At 53.8% G+C, this 18,761-nt stretch carries 19 protein-coding genes; 12 read left to right on the plus strand and 7 right to left on the minus strand.

What is annotated here, in order from left to right:
- Positions 1 to 5: 5 nt before the first annotated feature.
- From QLG08_RS09410 to QLG08_RS09425, 4 genes are all read right to left on the minus strand, one after another.
- Entirely contained in the window at positions 6 to 1,139 is a 1,134-nt protein-coding gene (locus QLG08_RS09410; RefSeq protein WP_013023974.1) for an ROK family transcriptional regulator, read from the minus strand.
- Positions 1,140 to 1,354: 215 nt separating this feature from the next.
- Positions 1,355 to 2,095, minus strand: coding sequence for a DNA replication protein DnaC (dnaC, locus tag QLG08_RS09415; protein WP_013023975.1), 741 nt, complete (start codon positions 2,093 to 2,095; stop codon positions 1,355 to 1,357).
- Positions 2,095 to 2,631 carry a primosomal protein DnaT gene (dnaT, locus tag QLG08_RS09420; protein WP_238492862.1) on the minus strand — a complete coding sequence of 179 codons (537 nt, stop codon included), beginning with the start codon at positions 2,629 to 2,631 and terminating at the stop codon, positions 2,095 to 2,097. The genes dnaC and dnaT overlap by 1 nt, the downstream gene beginning before the upstream one ends.
- Before the next feature lie 172 nt (positions 2,632 to 2,803).
- Positions 2,804 to 3,409 (minus strand): hypothetical protein, encoded by a 606-nt coding sequence (locus tag QLG08_RS09425; protein ID WP_014332935.1) that lies wholly within the window; start codon positions 3,407 to 3,409, stop codon positions 2,804 to 2,806.
- Between the two features lie 210 nt (positions 3,410 to 3,619).
- Between QLG08_RS09425 and QLG08_RS09430 the strand changes: the two genes are divergently transcribed.
- The 10 genes from QLG08_RS09430 (at position 3,620) to QLG08_RS09475 (ending at position 13,817) form a co-directional block, all read left to right on the plus strand.
- Positions 3,620 to 4,180 carry a DNA-3-methyladenine glycosylase I gene (locus QLG08_RS09430; RefSeq protein WP_029569309.1) on the plus strand — a complete coding sequence of 187 codons (561 nt, stop codon included), beginning with the start codon at positions 3,620 to 3,622 and terminating at the stop codon, positions 4,178 to 4,180.
- 115 nt (positions 4,181 to 4,295) lie between these two features.
- Positions 4,296 to 4,958, plus strand: a complete 663-nt coding sequence (locus tag QLG08_RS09435) for an OmpA family lipoprotein (RefSeq protein WP_105079926.1) — start codon at positions 4,296 to 4,298, stop codon at positions 4,956 to 4,958.
- Between the two features lie 160 nt (positions 4,959 to 5,118).
- A complete protein-coding gene (locus QLG08_RS09440; RefSeq protein ID WP_014594955.1) occupies positions 5,119 to 6,102 on the plus strand; it encodes a LacI family DNA-binding transcriptional regulator in 984 nt (327 codons plus the stop codon).
- A 68-nt stretch (positions 6,103 to 6,170) separates the two neighbouring features.
- Complete coding sequence (locus QLG08_RS09445; protein WP_013023981.1) at positions 6,171 to 7,196, plus strand: LacI family DNA-binding transcriptional regulator; 1,026 nt, start codon at positions 6,171 to 6,173, stop codon at positions 7,194 to 7,196.
- A 137-nt stretch (positions 7,197 to 7,333) separates the two neighbouring features.
- Positions 7,334 to 8,083, plus strand: coding sequence for a hypothetical protein (locus QLG08_RS09450; RefSeq protein ID WP_014332930.1), 750 nt, complete (start codon positions 7,334 to 7,336; stop codon positions 8,081 to 8,083).
- 9 nt (positions 8,084 to 8,092) lie between these two features.
- The gene (locus tag QLG08_RS09455; protein WP_013023983.1) at positions 8,093 to 9,046 is read left to right on the plus strand and encodes a sugar kinase; all 954 of its coding nucleotides are present in this window, start codon (positions 8,093 to 8,095) and stop codon (positions 9,044 to 9,046) included.
- A 33-nt stretch (positions 9,047 to 9,079) separates the two neighbouring features.
- Positions 9,080 to 10,360, plus strand: coding sequence for an MFS transporter (locus tag QLG08_RS09460; protein WP_029569311.1), 1,281 nt, complete (start codon positions 9,080 to 9,082; stop codon positions 10,358 to 10,360).
- A 71-nt stretch (positions 10,361 to 10,431) separates the two neighbouring features.
- A complete protein-coding gene (gene ghrB, locus QLG08_RS09465; protein WP_014332929.1) occupies positions 10,432 to 11,406 on the plus strand; it encodes a glyoxylate/hydroxypyruvate reductase GhrB in 975 nt (324 codons plus the stop codon).
- A gap of 81 nt (positions 11,407 to 11,487) precedes the next feature.
- Positions 11,488 to 12,738 carry a valine--pyruvate transaminase gene (locus QLG08_RS09470; protein ID WP_013023986.1) on the plus strand — a complete coding sequence of 417 codons (1,251 nt, stop codon included), beginning with the start codon at positions 11,488 to 11,490 and terminating at the stop codon, positions 12,736 to 12,738.
- A gap of 167 nt (positions 12,739 to 12,905) precedes the next feature.
- On the plus strand, positions 12,906 to 13,817 hold the full coding sequence (locus QLG08_RS09475) for an O-acetylserine/cysteine exporter (protein WP_013023987.1): 912 nt from the start codon (positions 12,906 to 12,908) through the stop codon (positions 13,815 to 13,817).
- A 57-nt stretch (positions 13,818 to 13,874) separates the two neighbouring features.
- On the opposite strand, the gene QLG08_RS09480 is transcribed toward QLG08_RS09475, so the two are convergent.
- A complete protein-coding gene (locus QLG08_RS09480) occupies positions 13,875 to 14,813 on the minus strand; it encodes an amidohydrolase family protein (RefSeq protein WP_282472891.1) in 939 nt (312 codons plus the stop codon).
- A 531-nt stretch (positions 14,814 to 15,344) separates the two neighbouring features.
- Between QLG08_RS09480 and QLG08_RS09485 the strand changes: the two genes are divergently transcribed.
- Complete coding sequence (locus QLG08_RS09485; protein WP_014604702.1) at positions 15,345 to 16,259, plus strand: Rpn family recombination-promoting nuclease/putative transposase; 915 nt, start codon at positions 15,345 to 15,347, stop codon at positions 16,257 to 16,259.
- Between the two features lie 187 nt (positions 16,260 to 16,446).
- Here the strand turns inward: QLG08_RS09485 and ibpA are convergent, their stop codons facing one another.
- Positions 16,447 to 16,863, minus strand: a complete 417-nt coding sequence (gene ibpA / locus QLG08_RS09490) for a small heat shock chaperone IbpA (RefSeq protein WP_014332924.1) — start codon at positions 16,861 to 16,863, stop codon at positions 16,447 to 16,449.
- A 283-nt stretch (positions 16,864 to 17,146) separates the two neighbouring features.
- On the opposite strand from ibpA, the gene QLG08_RS09495 reads away from it, so the two are divergent.
- A complete protein-coding gene (locus QLG08_RS09495; RefSeq protein WP_013023991.1) occupies positions 17,147 to 17,509 on the plus strand; it encodes a YceK/YidQ family lipoprotein in 363 nt (120 codons plus the stop codon).
- Here QLG08_RS09495 and QLG08_RS09500 read toward each other — a convergent pair.
- Positions 17,490 to 18,743 (minus strand): DUF3748 domain-containing protein, encoded by a 1,254-nt coding sequence (locus tag QLG08_RS09500; protein WP_105080845.1) that lies wholly within the window; start codon positions 18,741 to 18,743, stop codon positions 17,490 to 17,492. The two genes, QLG08_RS09495 and QLG08_RS09500, sit on opposite strands and share 20 nt — an antisense overlap.
- Positions 18,744 to 18,761 lie beyond the last annotated feature (18 nt).

The following is an 18,761-nucleotide window of genomic DNA, read 5'->3' on the forward strand; positions in this document are numbered from 1 at the left end:
CGCCCTTAGTCCGTTCGCTGCTCTTGTTGCTCAATAATCGCCAGCGCCAGTCCCGTTGCCGGTGCAAGGTGCGACGTCAGAAAATGTACCTGAGTGTGAGCGGCAATGAATGCCAGCTTGTTGGCCTGGGTTTGATTAAGTACGGCCTGACAAAATGTTGGGCTGACGCTCCAGGGGCAATCAATGATGATGTTGGCCGGATTGAGCAACAGCATGATCTGGCTGAGCGCGATACCCAGATAGTTTCCCGCCAGTTGCATCACTTCGTTTACCACGTTAGGCGCGCTGTCGCGGTTGTGCCAGGTCAGCCCCGGCTGACGCTGGGCCAGCTGTTGATTAATGGCAGGTTTACTGATCATGGCTTCCAGACAACCCTGACGGTTGCAGCTACAGCGAGGCCCGTTCGGCTGGACAGTGAGGTGGCCGGCTTCGCCCGCCGTCCAGCTGTTGCCGGTAAAAACGACACCGTGCTGTACCAGTGCGCCGCCAATTCCTTCGGCAATTCGTAAATAAAAATGCCCGCTTTCGGCGGGCAAGTTGAGTTGTTGCACAGACAGCAGCGCAGCGGCTTTAACGTTATTCATAATGCGAATCGGTAATCTGATCTGTTTACGCAGGTTGCTCGCCAGATCAACGTCCTGCCAGCCCAGATGGGTAGATAAATGCATCCAGCCCCGTCTGGGATCGACGACGCCAGGAAAGCCCAGCCCGATGCCCAGCAGGCCCGGCCAGGATTCGGTGAGCTTTTCACATAAGGCGGTCACCTCCGCTAACAGTGGCCCCGGTCGGCTGGTATCTGTCCGCAGGGTTTGTTCCGCCAGGGGTTGAGAGAAATAATCGCAAACCTGCCAGTGGATAAGGTTCTTTTCCACCATGATGCCGGCGCTGACCAGCTTTTCCGGACGCAGGGTAATCTGGATTTTAGGGCGACCTGCCGCAGAGACACTGGCTTTTCCCAGCTCCTGCACGAGATCCTGTTCCAGCAGATCATCAATAATCTGCGACACGGTATTTTTACTGATTGCCAGGATGTGCGCGAGGTCCTGCCGCGACGTGATACGGCGCTGGCGCAGTTGCGCCATGACCCGCTTTTGATTATTCAGCCGCATTAATGCAGGCCCTTTGCCAGTCACTTTCATGGCGGATTACCCCGGGTGTGGAAATCGGCAGCAGATTTGCCACCAACGATGAAGTCTTATTAGTTTGATGTCTAATCAAAACTTAGCATCGTGCAGATAAGCCTGCCAAACGGCGACGGCCTCAGGGCGAGAGAATTAAGTCAGAAATGGGTGCCAGGCCACAGGATTGTGTAACGGTAAGGTAAAGAGCTGGCCCGCGTTCGCGGGCAGCCAAATCAGTATTCATCACCGCGAACGCGGCTACGGTAGCTTTCCCAGTCAAAGCGAACCCACAGGCTATTGCCCAGCCGCATGCGATCCATAACGCGTTCACCCAGCAGCGCATTCATCCCGGCGTGATCGAGGTTAGACAGCATGCCCGTCGGGCGTTTCGAGGAGGAACGGCGGTCCACAATCTGGTTAATAATCACTTTCTCGTAGCGCGATTCACTCTGCATACCGATCTCATCGATCACCAGCAAATCAACGCTGCTGAGATCCTGAATCAGCCGTTCTTCCGTAATATTGCTGCTGCCGCTGAAGGTGCCCTTCATGCTCGACATCAGATCTGCCACCGTGACGATTAGCACGCTCTTGCCACGTAAAATCAGATCGTTACCAATGGCGGCTGCCAGGTGGTTTTTGCCAGTGCCTGGACGGCCAGAAAAAACAAAGCTGGCAATACTGCCATCAAATTCGGCCGCATACTGGCGAGCCAGTTCCAGCGCTTTGCGTTGGCCTTCGTTTTCAACCCGATAGTTATCGAACGAGCAGTTGATGTGTAGCTCGCGAATGCCGGAACGGCCCATGATGCGCTGCATTTTCATCGCACGATTTTCGCGCACGATAGATTCTGATCGCAGACGGCCCTGTTCCTGATTCCAGGCCAGTAATTCTTCACCGTTTGTGAACTTGGGTCGGGTACCCGCGGGCATCATTCGTTTCAGACGGTTAAACAGATCGTTCGGCGTTTTCATTATTCACCCCGGAAACCATCAGGAATTGTGCTGTCAGGATTTGGCAACTGTGTAATGTCACGTCTGGGTTGTCCGCAATTGGCCGCCCGATTCATTTGCAGGCTGCGTGCCAGCTTCTGCTGCCACTGCACATGATGAAACAAACGCCCTTCCGCCTGCCAGTAGGCCACAAAGGCAGCCAGTTCAGCTGGCGTCACCGGTTCGCTTAGTGCAACGCCCCAGATGGCCGCCTGTCGCGTAAAGTCAGCGTCCGGCTGCCAGCCATCATACATGGCGAATTTACCCACCGGCGTATGCAGCGTAGCAGAAACATCGTCATACAGGCTGTCGTCCAGCGCCACATCACTGGGTTGCTGGGCGGCGGCCTCAAGTGCCAGTAGCCGCGCGAGGCGCGCTGGCGTAATGGCATACATTACGGGCGTATAATTTTCCAGCACCGCCAGCGTGCCGTCTTCAGCCTGCTGCAAGGCGCTGAGCGGATCCTGACGGAAAGCCTCAAGACCAATAAGCGTTGACGTTAAGATTTTGACTGACATGAAAAGACCTGCGGTTAACTTACACCGAACACCGGATAAAATTTCCAGTGCAGAAGCGGATATTGTACCTTTTTTAACGCGCGGGATCGCTGAAAAAGCGTTGAGGTTTTCCACCCAACCGGATGCGTTTACACAATGGCTGGGCGGACGTGACGTAAGCTGTCTTACGCTTTTAGCGACGGGTTTGCCACAGATAGCGGAGCCCGGCCAGCCAGCACAGGCTGTAGCCCAGTAATTCCACGCCTTCTTCGGCCATGTTTTTTACGCCACGATTGTAGTGATCGGGCATCAGGTGAGACCACAGCGTGTTCATCCCAAACAGTCGGGAAAAAACCAGCACGATCATCAATCCGGCAGCCATAACGGGCCAGCGGTTGTGCCTGAGGAGATCGGCCAGCGCGCTCAGGGTCTGCTTTGGGGTACGCATGGCCACCGCTAAACTGCCCAGCGCGATCGCCAGCGCAAACCACACCCAGCTACCATGACGGATGAGATCGAAGAAAAAATCCAGTTCACGAATAAGCATGCAACTGTAAAAACCGGCAATTAAGGTTAATCCACCGCGTTGTGCAGGCCGATGACGGGCGGCAATAAAAAACAGTGCGGCAAGACTGAATAACAACAGTTCCTGCGCGGTTTCGGTAAAAGACGCTTCGTGCAGCGCATTATTCATCCAGACCACATCGATATAGATGGGGCCGATCATGAAGGTGATAAACAGAGAAGCAAAAAGAAATACGGTGAGCTCACGCCCAATAAGGATGACATTGTTACGCATGGAGTTACCTGAAAATGACTATCGTTATCATTGTATTTACATTCGTTATCGCTGCCTTCGCTTTTTATGCGTGATCGGTTCAGCTAAATGCATGACTGCAGCGGATAACCGAAGCGGCCTCGCAATTTACTGTGACTCGGGTTCAAATGTTGGAGGATTCCCTCTACTATCGAGGCAATAAACATGGCCTGGCATAAAAGGAAAAACACGATGCAACGATGTGGCTGGGTAACGCAAGATCCTGTCTATCTGGCGTATCACGACGACGAGTGGGGCAGACCACAGAGGGATAAGCAGGCGCTGTTTGAAATGCTCTGTCTGGAAGGCCAGCAGGCTGGGTTATCCTGGATTACCGTACTGAAAAAACGCCAAAATTACCGCGCCGCGTTTCACCAGTTTGAACCGCAAACCATTGCGCAGATGGACGCTCAGGATATCGCCCAACTGATGCAAAACAGCGGCATTATTCGTCATCCCGGAAAAATTGCGGCCATTATTGCTAATGCCCGGGCGATGCTGGCAATGGAAGCAAAAGGGGAGGATTTTGCCCACTTTGTATGGCAGTTCGTTGATAATCAGCCTGTCGTCAATCATGTTGTCGATTACAAACAAAGTCCCACCACCTCTGCGCAGGCTATCGCGCTTTCAAAAGCGCTAAAGACCCGTGGTTTTAAATTCATCGGCCCGACAATTTGTTATTCATTTATGCAGGCCTGCGGCCTGATAAACGATCATCAAACCAACTGCTTTTGTCATCCTGACAACATTTAACGTCGATCCTTTACAAAATAAGACATTGTCTCAGGATTTTCCTCACTTTTGCGCGGCATAATCAATGCCAAACGGGGACAAGGTGCCTCGTTGTGATGAATCTAAGGGACAAATAATGCAGAAAAAGTTAATTGCTCTCACCCTGCTGTTGAGCGGTAGTTTGGTGGTATCAGGTTGTACAACTAATCCTTATACCGGTGAGTCTCAGGCGGGAAAATCCGGTGTAGGCGCAGGTTTGGGCGCATTAGTGGGTGCTGGCGTTGGCGTGCTTTCCTCTTCGAAGAAAGATCGGGGCAAAGGTGCGTTAATCGGTGCAGCAAGCGGCGCGGCGTTAGGCGGCGGCGTGGGCTATTACATGGATGTTCAGGAAGCGAAGCTGCGTGACAAAATGAAGGGAACCGGCGTTAGCGTTACGCGTCAGGGCGATAACATCGTGCTGAATATGCCGAACAATGTGACCTTTGATTCCAGTAGCAGCAGCCTGAAACCGGCGGGCGCTAATACGCTGACCGGCGTCGCTATGGTGCTAAAAGAGTATCCTAAAACCGCCGTGAATGTCGTGGGACACACGGACAGCACCGGCTCGCGTGCTTTAAATATGCGCCTGTCGCAGCAGCGTGCAGAGAGTGTGGCCAGTGCGCTGATCGTTCAGGGTGTAGCCAGCAACCGCTTGCATACCCAGGGGGCAGGTCCAGACAGTCCAGTTGCAACCAACAGCACTGAAGCCGGTAAGGCGCAGAACCGCCGCGTTGAAATCACGCTCAGTCCGTTAAATTGATCATCTCGCCCCCGTTGTCGGGGGCAAAGTCAGACTCGCTGTCCTTTTTTCGACGGCTTTTGGTAATAAAATGGGTAAGGTTTCCAGTTGGGAACCTGCGCACGGTGCCTGTCAACGCTTTATGCCAGAATGGTTCAAATTGAACAATGGATAACGCATCATGTCACTAAAAGCCATTGCGTCAGTACTGGGTCTCTCCGTTACCACAGTGAGCCGGGCACTCAACGGCTATGATGATGTGGCAAAGCAAACGCGGCAGCGCGTGGAAGAAGAAGCGCAGCGGCGCGGCTACCGTCCCAACGTTGCAGCGCGACGGTTGAAAACCGGCCGTGCCAATGCGGTTGGCCTGGTTTATCCAATGACCACACCCGCTTTCAACGATACGCACTTTAACAAGATATTACTGGCGCTCGATCAGCGTCTTTCCAAACACGATATCGATCTCGTGTTGTTAACAGATAAACCGCATGACGGGCAGCGTTCACTGATTCGCATGCTGCGCAGCCGGGCAGTGGATGCCATTGTTGTTACGCACACGTCACCTCATGACGCGCGCCTGCTCAGCCTGCAGCAGAAAGGCGTGAGTTTTCTTACGCTGGGACGCAGTGATTCAGAGCAGAATCATGCCTGGTTCGACGTTGATAACGCCGCAGGTTCGGCACTGGCGGTAAAACACTGCCTGGCGCTGGGTATGCAACGCATCGCCTGGCTCGGAGGCAATACAACCTGCACCTTTGTGCGCGATCGTCGCCAGGGCTACCTCAACGCAATGGATTCCGTGCCGCCCTATGCCACGGCGGTGGTTGCGCCGTCGCGCCGGGCGGGCTATCAACAAACCACAGACTGGCTGGCACAGGGGCTGCAACCTCAGGCCATTATCACCGATTGCAGCGCCCTGGCGGAAGGCGCGCTCGTGGCCTTACAGCAGGCGGGCCGCCTGGAGGGTGATACTGCTGTTGCCTTAGTGGCATGGGATGGGCTACCGGTCGACGCCATTATCGAACATCCGGTTATCGCCATTCGGCAGGCCAGCGAGCAGCAGAGAGGCGAGCAGGTTGCGATGATGGTGATGCGGCTGCTGGAAGGAGCACCGCTGGCGGAGTTACAAGTACTGTGGCAACCCTGGCTGCAATTTCCCCAGTAACGCGAACGTTTTTGCCATGTTGTATGGCTGTGGTAGTCTCGCGGGATGCTTAATTTGCGGAATACTTTATGAAAATCAGGCCGCCTCGCGCCACTATCAGCGATGTTGCTCATGCGGCAAAAACCGGTAAAACCAGCGTCTCGCGCTATTTAAACGGCGAGCAACATCTGCTTTCTGCCGATTTAAAAATGCGCATCGAGCAGGCGATTAGCGATCTTAACTATCGGCCAAGCCAGATGGCACGTGGCCTGAAACGGGGGCGTACCCGACTCATTGGCCTGATCATCGCCGATATCACCAATCCCTATTCTGTAGACGTCATGTGTGGCATTGAAGCGGCCTGCCGTGAATGTGGCTTTACGTTACTGATGTGTAATACCAATAACGAAGTCGATCTGGAGCAACATTACCTGCAATTGCTGAGCAGCTATCAGGTTGAGGGCATTGTCGTTAACGCCGTTGGCATGCATGAAGCGGTACTGAGCCGACTACAACAGTCTTTACTGCCCATGGTGCTGATCGACCGAAAAATCCCTGATTTCCCCTGTGATGTGGTCGGGTTGAATAATGCCGAAGCGGCAGAAACGGCCACCGCCCATCTTATTGACAACGGTTATGAGTCGCTGCTGTTTCTCAGCGAACCCTTAGGCAGCGTGAATACGCGCCGGGAGCGACTGCAGGCGTTTCGGCAACGTCTTGCTGCACATCCCGCAATCGCCCATGAGAATGCGGAAGTCGCGCTGCACCAGCCCGGGATAATGGATAAGATTCTGCGCGACTTTCATCAGCGGCACGCGGGAAAACGCTGTGCGGTAATGGTAGCCAATGGCGCGCTGACCTTGCAGGTGGCTCATTCTCTGCAGCGTCTTGCCCTACGCTGGGGTAGAGATATTGGCCTGTTAGGGTTTGACGAGCTCGAATGGGCTGCGTTGGCTGGCGTCGGTATTACCACCTTAAAGCAGCCCACCTGGCAAATCGGTTATCGCGCGCTCGAACGTCTTATATCCCGTATTGAGGGGCACGACCATCCACCTTGTGAACAGGTTTTTTCAGGCGAACTCATCGTGCGCGGTTCCAGCCAACGCCTCGGCTGATTTTCAGACTCTTCCCTTCGATTACGTGCTCGCTTCGTGAGCACGATCATACTTCCGCATTTTGCTACTTTGCTTTGGAACCGGTTCCATTTAACGTTTTTATAACGTTAATGCAGATTTTCACATCAGGAGTCGTAATGAAGCCCGAAATCATCGTCGTGGCCGCCGCGTATGGTCATCAACAGATTGCTGAGCTGGGCGGGCAGGCCGCGCTATTGCCCCTTATCCAGCAGGCGGGCGCCGACGGTGTGGAAATCCGTCGTGAACTGTTTGATGAGACCACGTTAGCCCATTTACCCGCGCTGGCGCAGGCAGCGCAGGTGCACCAGCTGCGCATCAGTTATTCGGTACCCGACACCTTGTTCTGTGAGGACGGCAAACTTAACCCCTTACTGGACGGTTACTTTTCCGAAGCACGTCAGTTGAATGCACAGCGGCTGAAAGTGGCGCTGGGTAACTTTACGGGCGCGCTGTACAGCGAAAAGCTACGTGGCTTGATGACAGAATATGGCGTGCCCCTGACTGTGGAAAACGATCAAACCCGCTTCGGCAAACAGCAACCGATGGTAGGGTTCTTTAAGGCCGCCGGTGAGGCGGCGCTGCCGATTACCATGACATTTGACATGGGTAACTGGTGCTGGACAGGTGAAGACCCGATCCAGGCGGCTGGTCTGCTGGCTGAGCATGTGGGTTACGTGCATGTCAAAGCGGCGGTGCCGCAGGGGACAAGCTACCGCGCCATCGCGCTGGATGATGCCGGCCCTGGCTGGCAAAGCCTGTTACACCGGTTGCCAGCAGCAGTGCCTCGCGGCATTGAGTTTCCGCTGGAAGGCGACGATTTGATTGCGGTGACGCGCCATTATGTGACGCTGCTGCGTAACGTCTGAGGAGTACATATGACTACCCATCCAAACGGCACGCTTGATGTAATCACCATCGGTGAGGCCATGGCCATGTTTGTCGCCCGTGAAACGGGCGATTTGGCCGCAGTAGACACCTTTGTGAAGCGCGCCGCTGGCGCAGAGCTGAACGTCGCTATTGGTCTGGCGCGACTGGGGCTGAAAGTGGGCTGGGTGAGCCGCGTGGGGCAGGACGCCTTTGGTCGCTTCATCTGTCAGGTGCTGGATAAGGAAAATATCGATCATCGTCAGGTGACCGTTGACCCGCGCTATCCAACCGGCTTCCAGCTGAAATCCAAAGTCGACGACGGTTCAGATCCGCTGGTGGAGTACTTTCGTAAGGGCTCCGCCGCCAGTCATCTGTCGCCAACAGATTTTGATCACGACTATTTTGGCGCTGCACGTCATCTGCACCTCAGCGGGGTTGCAGCAGCGATTTCAGACAGCTCACTTGAGCTGACAAAGCATGCTGCTAAAGAGATGCGGGCGCGAGGCAAAACGCTTTCGTTTGACCCCAATCTGCGCCCGGTACTGTGGCGCAGCGAAGGCGAAATGCGCAAGCAGCTCAATCTGTTAGCAGAATACGCAGACTGGGTACTGCCTGGCGAAAAAGAGGGCTATATCTTAACTGGCTATCGCCAGCCGCAGGATATCGCTGACTTTTATCTTGATAAGGGCGTAAAAGCGGTGATCATTAAAACCGGCTGTGAGGGTGCCTGGTACAAGACGGCCAGCGGTGAACAGGGCCAGGTGGAGGCGATGAGAGTGGATAACGTCGTCGATACTGTAGGGGCAGGGGATGGCTTTGCCGTGGGTGTGATTAGTGCGTTGCTGGAAGGGAAGCCACTGGTGCAGGCGATCCGCCGGGGTAACAAAATAGGTTCACTGGCGATTCAGGTTATTGGCGACAGCGAAGGGTTGCCGACGCGTCAGCAGTTAGGCGATGCATAGCCCAGCCCTCAAACACAGACAGAGGAGTTCCCGATGAAAACGCAGACGATCGCGCCAAAACGCTGGTGGTTCATCATGCCCATCGTGTTTATTACATACAGCCTTGCCTACCTTGACCGTGCCAATTTTAGTTTTGCCTCAGCAGCGGGCATTAACGACGATTTGGGCATCACGAAAGGCATGTCGTCATTACTGGGCGCCTTGTTCTTTCTGGGATATTTCTTTTTTCAGATACCCGGCGCGATTTATGCCGAACGCCGCAGCGTAAAAAAACTGATCTTCTGGTGCCTGATTCTGTGGGGCGGCTGCGCCTCACTGACCGGCGTAGTCAGTAATATTCCCATGCTGGCGGCCATTCGCTTTATCCTCGGCGTGGTTGAAGCGGCCGTAATGCCTGCGATGCTGATTTATATCAGTAACTGGTTTACTAAATCTGAACGCTCGCGGGCTAATACCTTTCTGATCCTGGGCAATCCGGTCACGGTATTATGGATGTCAGTGGTCTCCGGTTATCTGATTGAGGCCTTTGGCTGGCGGGAAATGTTTATTTTTGAAGGCATTCCTGCGGTTATCTGGGCCGTAGCCTGGTGGTTTATGGTGCAGGACAAACCCTCACAGGCACGCTGGATGAGTGAGGTCGAAAAAGCCGCGCTGCAGGCCGAGTTGCAAAAAGAGCAGGAAAGTATCAAGGCCGTGCGTAACTATGGGGAAGCCTTCCGTAACCGCAATGTGATCATTCTGTGTATGCAATATTTTGCCTGGAGCATTGGCGTTTACGGTTTCGTGCTGTGGCTACCTTCAATTTTGCGTAACGGTACGCAAATGGGCATGGTGGAGGCGGGCTGGTTATCGGCAGTGCCTTATCTGGCGGCGACCATTGCAATGGTACTGGTGTCCTGGGCGTCAGACAAAACCCAAAACCGTAAGTTATTCGTCTGGCCTTTATTGCTGATTGGGGCGCTGGCCTTCCTCGGCTCCTACCTGGTAGGATCGGGCAATTTCTGGCTATCCTATACGTTGTTAGTGATCGCCGGGGCTGCGATGTACGCGCCATATGGCCCCTTCTTTGCCATTATCCCGGAAATGTTGCCACGTAATGTTTCAGGTGGCGCAATGGCCCTGATTAACAGTATGGGTGCGCTGGGTTCCTTTATCGGCTCATGGATTGTGGGTTATCTGAATGGCGCGACCGGGAGTCCTTCTGCCTCCTATATCTTTATGGGAGGGGCGTTACTGCTGTCAGTGGCACTGACGCTTATCGTCAAACCTGCACAAAATAAGGCGCCGTCGCTTCATGGAGCGAAACCGGCCTGAAAGCGTAAGCGTTAGCCTCTTCTCCGGGCGACCTTAGCGTTGCCCGTCATCTATTTACAGGAAGCTATCTGATGAAACCCGCCGTCATTCTATACAAAAAATTGCCTGACGATCTGCGTGCGCGTCTTGCTGAACATGCCACGGTGACTGAAATCAAGGATCTGTCGCCAGAAAGCCAGCAGCAGCATGAAAAAGCGCTGCAGGAGGCAGAAGGATTACTGGGCTCGGGCGGCAAAGTTAATCGCGATCTGTTGGCAAAAATGCCCAGACTGCGGGCCTGCTCAAGCGTGTCTGTGGGCTATGACAACTTTGATGTGGATGCGTTAAATCAACGAGGCGTGGTGCTGATGCACACGCCGACGGTGCTGACTGAAACGGTCGCCGACACCATCATGGCGCTGGTGCTCAGCAGCGCGCGCCGCATTCCGGAGCTGGATGCCTGGGTCAAGGCTGGCAACTGGCAAAAAAGCATCGGACCGGCGCATTTTGGTATTGATGTACACCACAAAACGTTGGGCATTCTGGGGATGGGCCGCATAGGCATGGCGCTGGCCCAGCGGGCGCATTTCGGTTTTGGCATGAAAATTATTTATCAGGCTCGCCGCCAGCACGCGCAGGCTGAGTCACAGTTCGCCGCAGAACGGTGTGAACTGGAAACGCTATTGAAACAGAGCGACTTTGTATGCATCAGCCTGCCGCTGACTGAAGAGACTTACCATTTGATCGGCGCGGAACAGCTGAAACTGATGAAATCCAGTGCGGTACTGATCAATGCCGGCCGTGGGCCAGTGGTGGATGAAAACGCCCTGATTGCCGCCCTGCAGGAGGGCACTATTCACGCCGCCGGGCTGGATGTCTTCGAAAAAGAGCCTTTACCCACTGACTCGCCGCTGCTGTCGTTACCGAATGTTGTGACGCTGCCGCACATTGGTTCAGCGACCCACGAAACCCGATACGGAATGATGCAGGATGCGGTTGAAAACCTGATTGCAGCCCTTAACGGCAATGTAGAGAAAAACTGCGTTAATCCGCATGTCCTGACGTAATCCCCACGGCTTTCCATTGCGCCCGCCGGGAGCGGGCGTTATGGTGGTTCTCCCATTATTCATTACAAATTTTTAACCGCTATGGCCTTTTCTCAGTTCGGCGACAAATTTACTCAGCATTCCGGCATCTCACGTCTGATGGAAGACATGGGTGCAGGCTTACGCACGCCAGGCACTATCATGCTTGGCGGTGGCAATCCCGCGCAGATTCCGGAGATGAACGACTATTTTCAGCAGTTGCTGCAGCATATGCACGATGAAGGCAAACTGAGTGAGGCCTTGTGTAATTACGATGGCCCTCGCGGCAAGGCGGTGCTGTTGGATGCGCTGGCGACGATGTTGCGAGAGCAACTGGGCTGGTCTATCACTGCACAGAACATCGCCCTGACCAACGGCAGCCAGAGCGCGTTTTTCTATCTGTTTAACCTGTTTGCAGGGCGCCGCAGTGACGGCAGCAAAAAACGCGTGCTGTTCCCTCTGGCCCCCGAATATCTGGGCTATGCCGATGCGGGTCTGGATGACGATCTGTTTATTTCGGCCAAGCCGAATATTGAGTTACTGCCGGAAGGGCAGTTTAAGTACCACGTCGATTTTGAACATTTGCCCATGAATGATGACGTCGGCCTGATTTGTGTATCACGCCCGACGAATCCAACCGGTAACGTGATTACCGATGACGAACTGCTGAAGCTGGATGTGCTGGCGCAGCAGCATGAGGTTCCGCTGCTGATCGACAATGCCTATGGCGTCCCCTTTCCGGGCATTATTTTCAGCGATGTCCGGCCTTTGTGGAACCCCAATATCATTCTCTGCATGAGCCTGTCCAAACTCGGCCTGCCTGGCGCGCGCTGCGGAATTATCATCGCTGATGAAAGTACCATCACGGCGATTAGTAACATGAACGGCATTATCAGCCTGGCACCGGGCAGTATTGGGCCCGCTATCGCCTGTGAAATGATCCAGCGTGGCGATCTGTTGCGGCTGTCTGAAGGGGTGATCAAACCCTTCTACCAGCGCAAAGTCATGGAGACGATTAACATTATTCGTCGTTATTTGCCCGCAGAACGTTGTCTGATACATAAACCCGAAGGGGCGATTTTCCTGTGGTTATGGTTCCGCGATTTGCCGATCAGCACGGAGCTGCTGTATCAACGGCTTAAGGCGCGAGGCGTACTGATGGTGCCCGGGCACTTTTTCTTCCCGGGGCTGGAACATGACTGGCCGCACACGCATCAGTGCATGCGTATGAACTACGTGCCGGATGCGGAAAATATTGAACGAGCCGTACAGATTCTTGCAGAGGAAGTGGAGCACGCCTGGCGGGACAGTTAGACCTGCTCCCGGTCTGAACACGGACAGCCCTATGTGAGGTTACCTGGTTATACGCCACGCTGCCTCAACCTGATATTGAGGGGCTGCCGAGACCTGTTTTTGCATTATCGATAGATGCGATTGAGCTCAGCGCTATTGTGGCCTGAGACGGGCAAAAGGAGTGTGCTGTGTCGGGAAAAGATATGCTGTTGGCCCTGTGCGTGGTGGTTGCCTGGGGCGTGAACTTTGTGGTGATCAAACTGGGCCTGCAGAATATGCCGCCCTTCCTGCTGGCCGGGCTGCGTTTCGCCCTGGTCGCCTTTCCTGCCATTTTGCTGGTGCGTCGTCCTGCCGTGCCACTGCGCTGGATTTTACTCTACGGGATGACCATCAGCTTTGGACAGTTTGCGTTTCTGTTTTTGGCGATCAAGCTGGGCATGCCCGCAGGTCTGGCCTCGCTGGTGCTACAGGCCCAGGCGTTCTTTACGTTGCTACTCGGCGCGCTGTTCCTGGCAGAGAAACTCCGCTGGAACCATATCGCGGGCATTATTATCGCCACGCTGGGCATTTTTTTGTTAGCGACCTCAGGAATGGTGGGCCAGAGTGCGGCTGGTATTACGCTCACTACGATGATGCTTATGCTGGCAGCGGCATTCTCCTGGGGGCTGGGGAACATCACGAATAAGATCATTACGCGTCACTATCCGGTGCCGGTGATGTCGCTGGTGGTCTGGAGCGCACTGGTCCCGGTTATCCCCTTTATTGGCTGTTCGCTGCTGTTCGACGGTAAAGCCGCGATAGTCAGTAGCCTGGCGCAGATTAACCTGCAGACGGTACTGGCGCTCGTTTATCTGGCCTTTATCGCGACTATTTTGGGCTATGGCATCTGGAGTACGCTGCTTAGCCGTTATGAAACCTGGCGCGTGGCACCGCTTTCTCTGCTGGTTCCGGTTGTTGGAATCGTCAGTGCAGCCTTGTTGTTGAACGAAACGCTGTCACTCCAGCAGGTTGTCGGCGCTGCGGTCATTATTGTCGGCCTGCTGGTGAATATGTTTGGTGGCATGATCAGGCAGCGGTGGTTTATGCGCCCGCAGATCTAAAGTATCAGGCTGAGGTTGCAGGCCTCTGACGAGCATACAACCTCATTTTCTGATTGTTTATCCGTGGGCGTGATGATCAAAGCCATAGAGATCTGATGGATTATCGCGCAAAATCAACAACCTGTCCGCAGACGAAGGTGCCCAGTGCGCCAGTAAATCGAGCATAGCGGCATCATCGGGCTTATCATTTTCTGCTTTTGTCGGATGGGGCCAGTCACTTCCCCATAACAGGCGGTCTGGCCGGCGCCTTACCAGTTCCGCAGCGACCTGGCCGACATCCTCATAACCCGGTGGTCCGATGCGCGACTTGATATAGGGTCCAGACAGTTTTATCCAGGTATTACCCGCGTCAAGAAGACGGGTTAATGTCTGGAAACACGGCGCTTTTGTCCCCTCGGGTTGCGGAACATGTCCCATGTGATCGATAACCAGCTTTGTCGGCAATGCTCTCAGGCGCGATGCCAGCTCAGCCAGTTTTTCACCGGGCGCAACAACCTGAATATGCCATCCCAGTGGTGCGATTCGAGAAGCAAGAGGCTCCAGACTGTCCAGAGAGGTTCCCCCTCTGCTCAAATTAAAACGGATACCACGCACGCCCTGCCGGTCCATTTCTTGTAGCTCTGCATCACTCACCGAAGCGTCGACAACGGCCACGCCCCTTGCCTGTCCACCACTCTGCCTGAGACCCTCAATTAAAAGCCGGTTATCTGTGCCGTAGGTCGAAGGTGTGACAATGACCATGCGGTGAAGTCCCAGCCGGGTTTGTAACTGGTGGTAGTCGGCAAGAGAGGCATTGGCGGGCCGTAAGCTGGCACTGGGCGCAGCAGGGTATTTATCGTTATAAAGGTGCATATGGCAGTCCACGCTGCCTTCGGGAACGCTCAATACAGGTTGTTTTTCTCCTGAGCTAAAAGGTGTGCTGCTGAGGGCGTTAAAAACCGTTAGCGCACTCAGCGCACCGCCGGCCTGTAATATAAAGCGTCGGGTTATAGCCATTAAGAGACTCCTTACATGTTGGAAAGAGTATTTAATGCATCGTCGTGTAACGTTATATTCTAATCTGTCGTTACGGTTAAGTTTATCGCTAAGCGTTTTTGGTCAGCATGATTTATAAAAATAAATTTAATCCTGTGTGAGTGTATAGGTGATGAAATGTTATAGGAAAATTTTTAAGGAAAATAAGTGATGAGAATGGCCAGGGTTGAAGGGGATGTTATTGCATGCGTGTTTTTACGTGAAGCATATAAAATGATTGGTTATCACACATGAGTGGTCATTATTTTCATTGGTAGGGCGTTTAAATATAGAAGTCGGCGCGGCATTATATTTATTAATGACGGGTCAGCAGGCATAAATATGGAACGCACTCCTCAGAAAAAATAATTAGCCTGGACAGCCCGCCGGGGAGATGAAAGTATCAATCCACCAAGGCAATGAAAGACCAAAAAAATTGCACGATTTCCTCAGCCTCAAACGTTACTTCCGGGCCGGGGAGCTGTGCTTATTATCATTCACAGGCCGGATGTGATGAAAAAAAACACTACGCCAACACCGCACGATGCGACTTTCCGGCAATTTTTAACCCAGCCCGAAATTGCCCGCGATTTTATGGATATTCATCTCCCTGAAGAGCTGCGCGCTGTTTGTGATCTCAATACGTTAAAGCTGGAGTCAGGTTCTTTTGTCGAAGCGGATCTTCGTCAATATTTTAGCGATGTGCTTTACAGCCTGAAAACCGCAGGCGGTGAGGGTTATGTTCATGTGTTGATCGAGCATCAGTCTTCACCCGATAAACATATGGCGTTCAGGCTCCTGCGCTACGCGGTAGCGGCAATGCAGCGCCATCTCGAAGCTGGCCATAAAGCCTTGCCGCTGGTGATACCCGTACTGTTTTATATGGGGAGACGCAGGCCATATCCTTATTCCACCTGTTGGCTGGATGAATTTACCCATCCCGCGCTGGCCGGTAAATTGTACAGCACCCGCTTTCCGCTGGTTGATGTCACGGTAATATCGGATGACGAAATAGCGGGCCATCGCAGTATGGCTGCGCTGACGCTGTTACAAAAGCATATCCATCAGCGCGATCTCGCCGATCTGATGGACAGGCTTGTTCCTGTGCTGCTGTCAGGTTATCTTTCATCATCACAGGTCGTATCATTGGTACATTATATCATGCAGGCGGGGGAAACCCCGGCCGTCGAGGCTTTCATTCAGGAACTCGCCCTGCGGGTGCCGCAACATGGAGACGCGCTAATGACCATTGCACAGCAGCTTGAACAAAAAGGGATTCAGAAAGGCCTTGAGCAAGGTATTCAGAGAGGCCGCGATGAAGGGAAACGTGAAGTCGCGCGAACTATGCTACAGAATGGTCTCGATCTTTACACCATAATGAAAATGACAGGCCTGAGCGAGGAAGAACTGGCGCAGATTCAACACTGATTTCTGTGCAGTTGGTCGTTCAGGGCGGTTGTATTGCTGCCTTATTTAGCGCGTTCTCCTGATTTTCAGTCAGTTTCCCTGACCGCGGCGCTTCTCAGTGACGCGTTAGTGCTATCGCATCCATAAAAAACGGCCACAGCACGTAGGCTGTGGCCGTTCTCAAAATGACGTAGCCATTACGGCCGCTTTATTTCAGAATTTCAATCCGGCGAGGTTTCGCTTCTTCAGGCACCAGGCGCTCGAGATCGATGCTTAACAGACCATTTTCCAGACGCGCATCGCGTACGACGATATGGTCAGCCAGCTGGAACTTGCGCTCGAAATTACGCTCGGCGATGCCCTGGTAGAGATACTTACGTTCAGTCTGCTCTTCTGGGTGGGCACCGCGCACGATCAGCACGTTGTCGTGGGCAGTAATATCAAGTTCACTCTGGGCAAAGCCGGCCACCGCAATGGTAATGCGATAATGGTTTTCATCAACCAGTTCGACATTATAAGGAGGATAACCGCCATTGCTCTGATTTTGATTGGACTCAAGCAGGTTGAACAGGCGATCAAAACCGATAGCAGAGCGATAAAGTGGAGACAGATCAAAGTTACGCATAAAAATACTCCTGAATGTCAGCAAGTTTTGGCAACCTTCCACCATTGGACAGGTTGTGTCGTACCGCATTGCCCCTTACGGCGGCAACCTTAACGGCCTGCTATAAAAATGGGTGCGGACAACATCCTTTCAAGGGCCTGTGCGTAATTTTTTCGCCAAATCGGTGAAATGACATACACTCAGGGGTAGATTGCCGGACCAGAACGGACTTCACTATCAGGTGGGAAGGTACGCTGGCGAGCCAAACTCAGCCAGGTGTGACCAGGACTGAAGGGATGACGATATGAAAATGATGAAAAGGTTACCGCTGGCTGGCGTTATGTGCTGCGCAGTCGTTTCAAGCGGCTGTTCGAGCGTGATGTCGCATACCGGAGCAAGCCAGGGCTATTATCCGGGCACGCGCGCCAGCGCGGATATTCTGACCGACAGTAACACCAGTTGGGCGCTTAAGCCGCTGGCCCTGGTTGACCTGCCGTTTTCTGCGGTCATGGATACGCTGTTATTGCCATGGGACTACTATCGCAGTGACAGCGACCAAAGCCTGGACTCTCCGCGCGCTCGGGTGCTGCAGAGCGAAAAGCTGGCGCACACTGAAGAAAATCTGGCGCATGCCCAGCCCATGCCCACTATGCAACCGCAACGGTAAACAACTGTCGCCAGCCCTCAATCTCACGCATGAAGGCAATCTGCTTCCCGTCTGGTGACCAGACGACCGCATCACCAGACGGTGCTTCACTGCTTCGCACCGTTAAACGCTCACACTCGCCCGTTACCACATGGCAGCGCATAACGCTGTTGTCGCTGATAAAGGCAATGGCTTCGCCGCGAGGCTGCCAGCTAAACGCCGACTGAATACTGTGGGTAAGCCGGGTCACCTGATGTGGTTCGCCGCCATTGGGCGACACGACCCAGAGCTGGATGACCTGCTGGTTATCCGCCATCAAAAACGCAATTTTGCTGCCGTCTGGCGAGCTGCGCAACCAGTGACGAGGCTGTGATGCCAGGCCCCGGGTAGTCGTTATTCGACGTTGCCGGACGCCAGCGGGTGGAGCCGGTAAACGATCGCTGCTACCTTCCAGCGGGAAAAAGCCGGGTTTTGCGAAGTCTTCCAGCTTCTCTGGCAGATCGACCACGAACACCTCAGGGCACTTTTCGCCTGAAGCGGAAAGGGTATCGCCTGTAAAGGCGATGGCCCAGCGCTGCCAGCTACCGTCAGGTTTTTGATAGCCTTGGTTGCCAATCCATCCCTCTTCATATGCCCGACTGATCTGATCGCTGCCCGGCTGCGGATTGACGTGGGTTTCACTGACCAACACACAAAAATGGCTACCGTCATATTCTCGTGGGTGCTGCTTTTCTGGCGTAACCGCCCGCAGGGGAACGGCGACGCCAACGTTACGCAGGTCGAGGCGCCGATCCCGTTCGTGCAACACATGATCGTTATAGGTGAAACTGAGACGTGTCCCGTCCGGGCTAAAAACATGTACGTGGGAGCCGCCCCGCAAGGCTCCGGCAGTAAAGGGCGGAGTAATGTCACATGCATCCAGATTTTCTGCCTGACCCTTTTCAACGATCACGCCACGGCGATGATGAAAATCGTACTGCCAGTTGTCATCGGGATGTTCAGGCCCATGAATACAAACGTAACGTGGGGGCAATGTCGGACTCACGGTGACAACCCCGACGTGCGCGCCATCCCTTGCCAGATATAACACCTCCACGTCGCCGGTGTTCACATTGACCCGCTCAATGGTCTGGCTGGTAAAAGAGGCACCGGAGGGCCGCACATCAAATGCCAGCCACTGGCTGTCGGCTGTCCAGACGTTGATGTTAGTCAACTGATGATGGCGTGATGCAAATGTGATCTGTTTTTCAGACATGACAAAATCCAGTGAGCG

The sequence above is a fragment of the Pantoea sp. V106_11 genome, from assembly GCF_029967885.1.
Taxonomy (GTDB): Bacteria; Pseudomonadota; Gammaproteobacteria; order Enterobacterales; family Enterobacteriaceae; genus Pantoea; species Pantoea ananatis.

Coding starts and splice junctions, on each gene's coding strand:
- QLG08_RS09410 (WP_013023974.1), bottom strand. CDS start 1,139: ATGAAAGTGACTGGCAAAGGGCCTGCATTAATGCGGCTGAATAATCAA.
- dnaC (WP_013023975.1), bottom strand. CDS start 2,095: ATGAAAACGCCGAACGATCTGTTTAACCGTCTGAAACGAATGATGCCC.
- dnaT (WP_238492862.1), bottom strand. CDS start 2,631: ATGTCAGTCAAAATCTTAACGTCAACGCTTATTGGTCTTGAGGCTTTC.
- QLG08_RS09425 (WP_014332935.1), bottom strand. CDS start 3,409: ATGCGTAACAATGTCATCCTTATTGGGCGTGAGCTCACCGTATTTCTT.
- QLG08_RS09430 (WP_029569309.1), top strand. CDS start 3,620: ATGCAACGATGTGGCTGGGTAACGCAAGATCCTGTCTATCTGGCGTAT.
- QLG08_RS09435 (WP_105079926.1), top strand. CDS start 4,296: ATGCAGAAAAAGTTAATTGCTCTCACCCTGCTGTTGAGCGGTAGTTTG.
- QLG08_RS09440 (WP_014594955.1), top strand. CDS start 5,119: ATGTCACTAAAAGCCATTGCGTCAGTACTGGGTCTCTCCGTTACCACA.
- QLG08_RS09445 (WP_013023981.1), top strand. CDS start 6,171: ATGAAAATCAGGCCGCCTCGCGCCACTATCAGCGATGTTGCTCATGCG.
- QLG08_RS09450 (WP_014332930.1), top strand. CDS start 7,334: ATGAAGCCCGAAATCATCGTCGTGGCCGCCGCGTATGGTCATCAACAG.
- QLG08_RS09455 (WP_013023983.1), top strand. CDS start 8,093: ATGACTACCCATCCAAACGGCACGCTTGATGTAATCACCATCGGTGAG.
- QLG08_RS09460 (WP_029569311.1), top strand. CDS start 9,080: ATGAAAACGCAGACGATCGCGCCAAAACGCTGGTGGTTCATCATGCCC.
- ghrB (WP_014332929.1), top strand. CDS start 10,432: ATGAAACCCGCCGTCATTCTATACAAAAAATTGCCTGACGATCTGCGT.
- QLG08_RS09470 (WP_013023986.1), top strand. CDS start 11,488: ATGGCCTTTTCTCAGTTCGGCGACAAATTTACTCAGCATTCCGGCATC.
- QLG08_RS09480 (WP_282472891.1), bottom strand. CDS start 14,813: ATGGCTATAACCCGACGCTTTATATTACAGGCCGGCGGTGCGCTGAGT.
- QLG08_RS09485 (WP_014604702.1), top strand. CDS start 15,345: ATGAAAAAAAACACTACGCCAACACCGCACGATGCGACTTTCCGGCAA.
- ibpA (WP_014332924.1), bottom strand. CDS start 16,863: ATGCGTAACTTTGATCTGTCTCCACTTTATCGCTCTGCTATCGGTTTT.
- QLG08_RS09495 (WP_013023991.1), top strand. CDS start 17,147: ATGAAAATGATGAAAAGGTTACCGCTGGCTGGCGTTATGTGCTGCGCA.
- QLG08_RS09500 (WP_105080845.1), bottom strand. CDS start 18,743: ATGTCTGAAAAACAGATCACATTTGCATCACGCCATCATCAGTTGACT.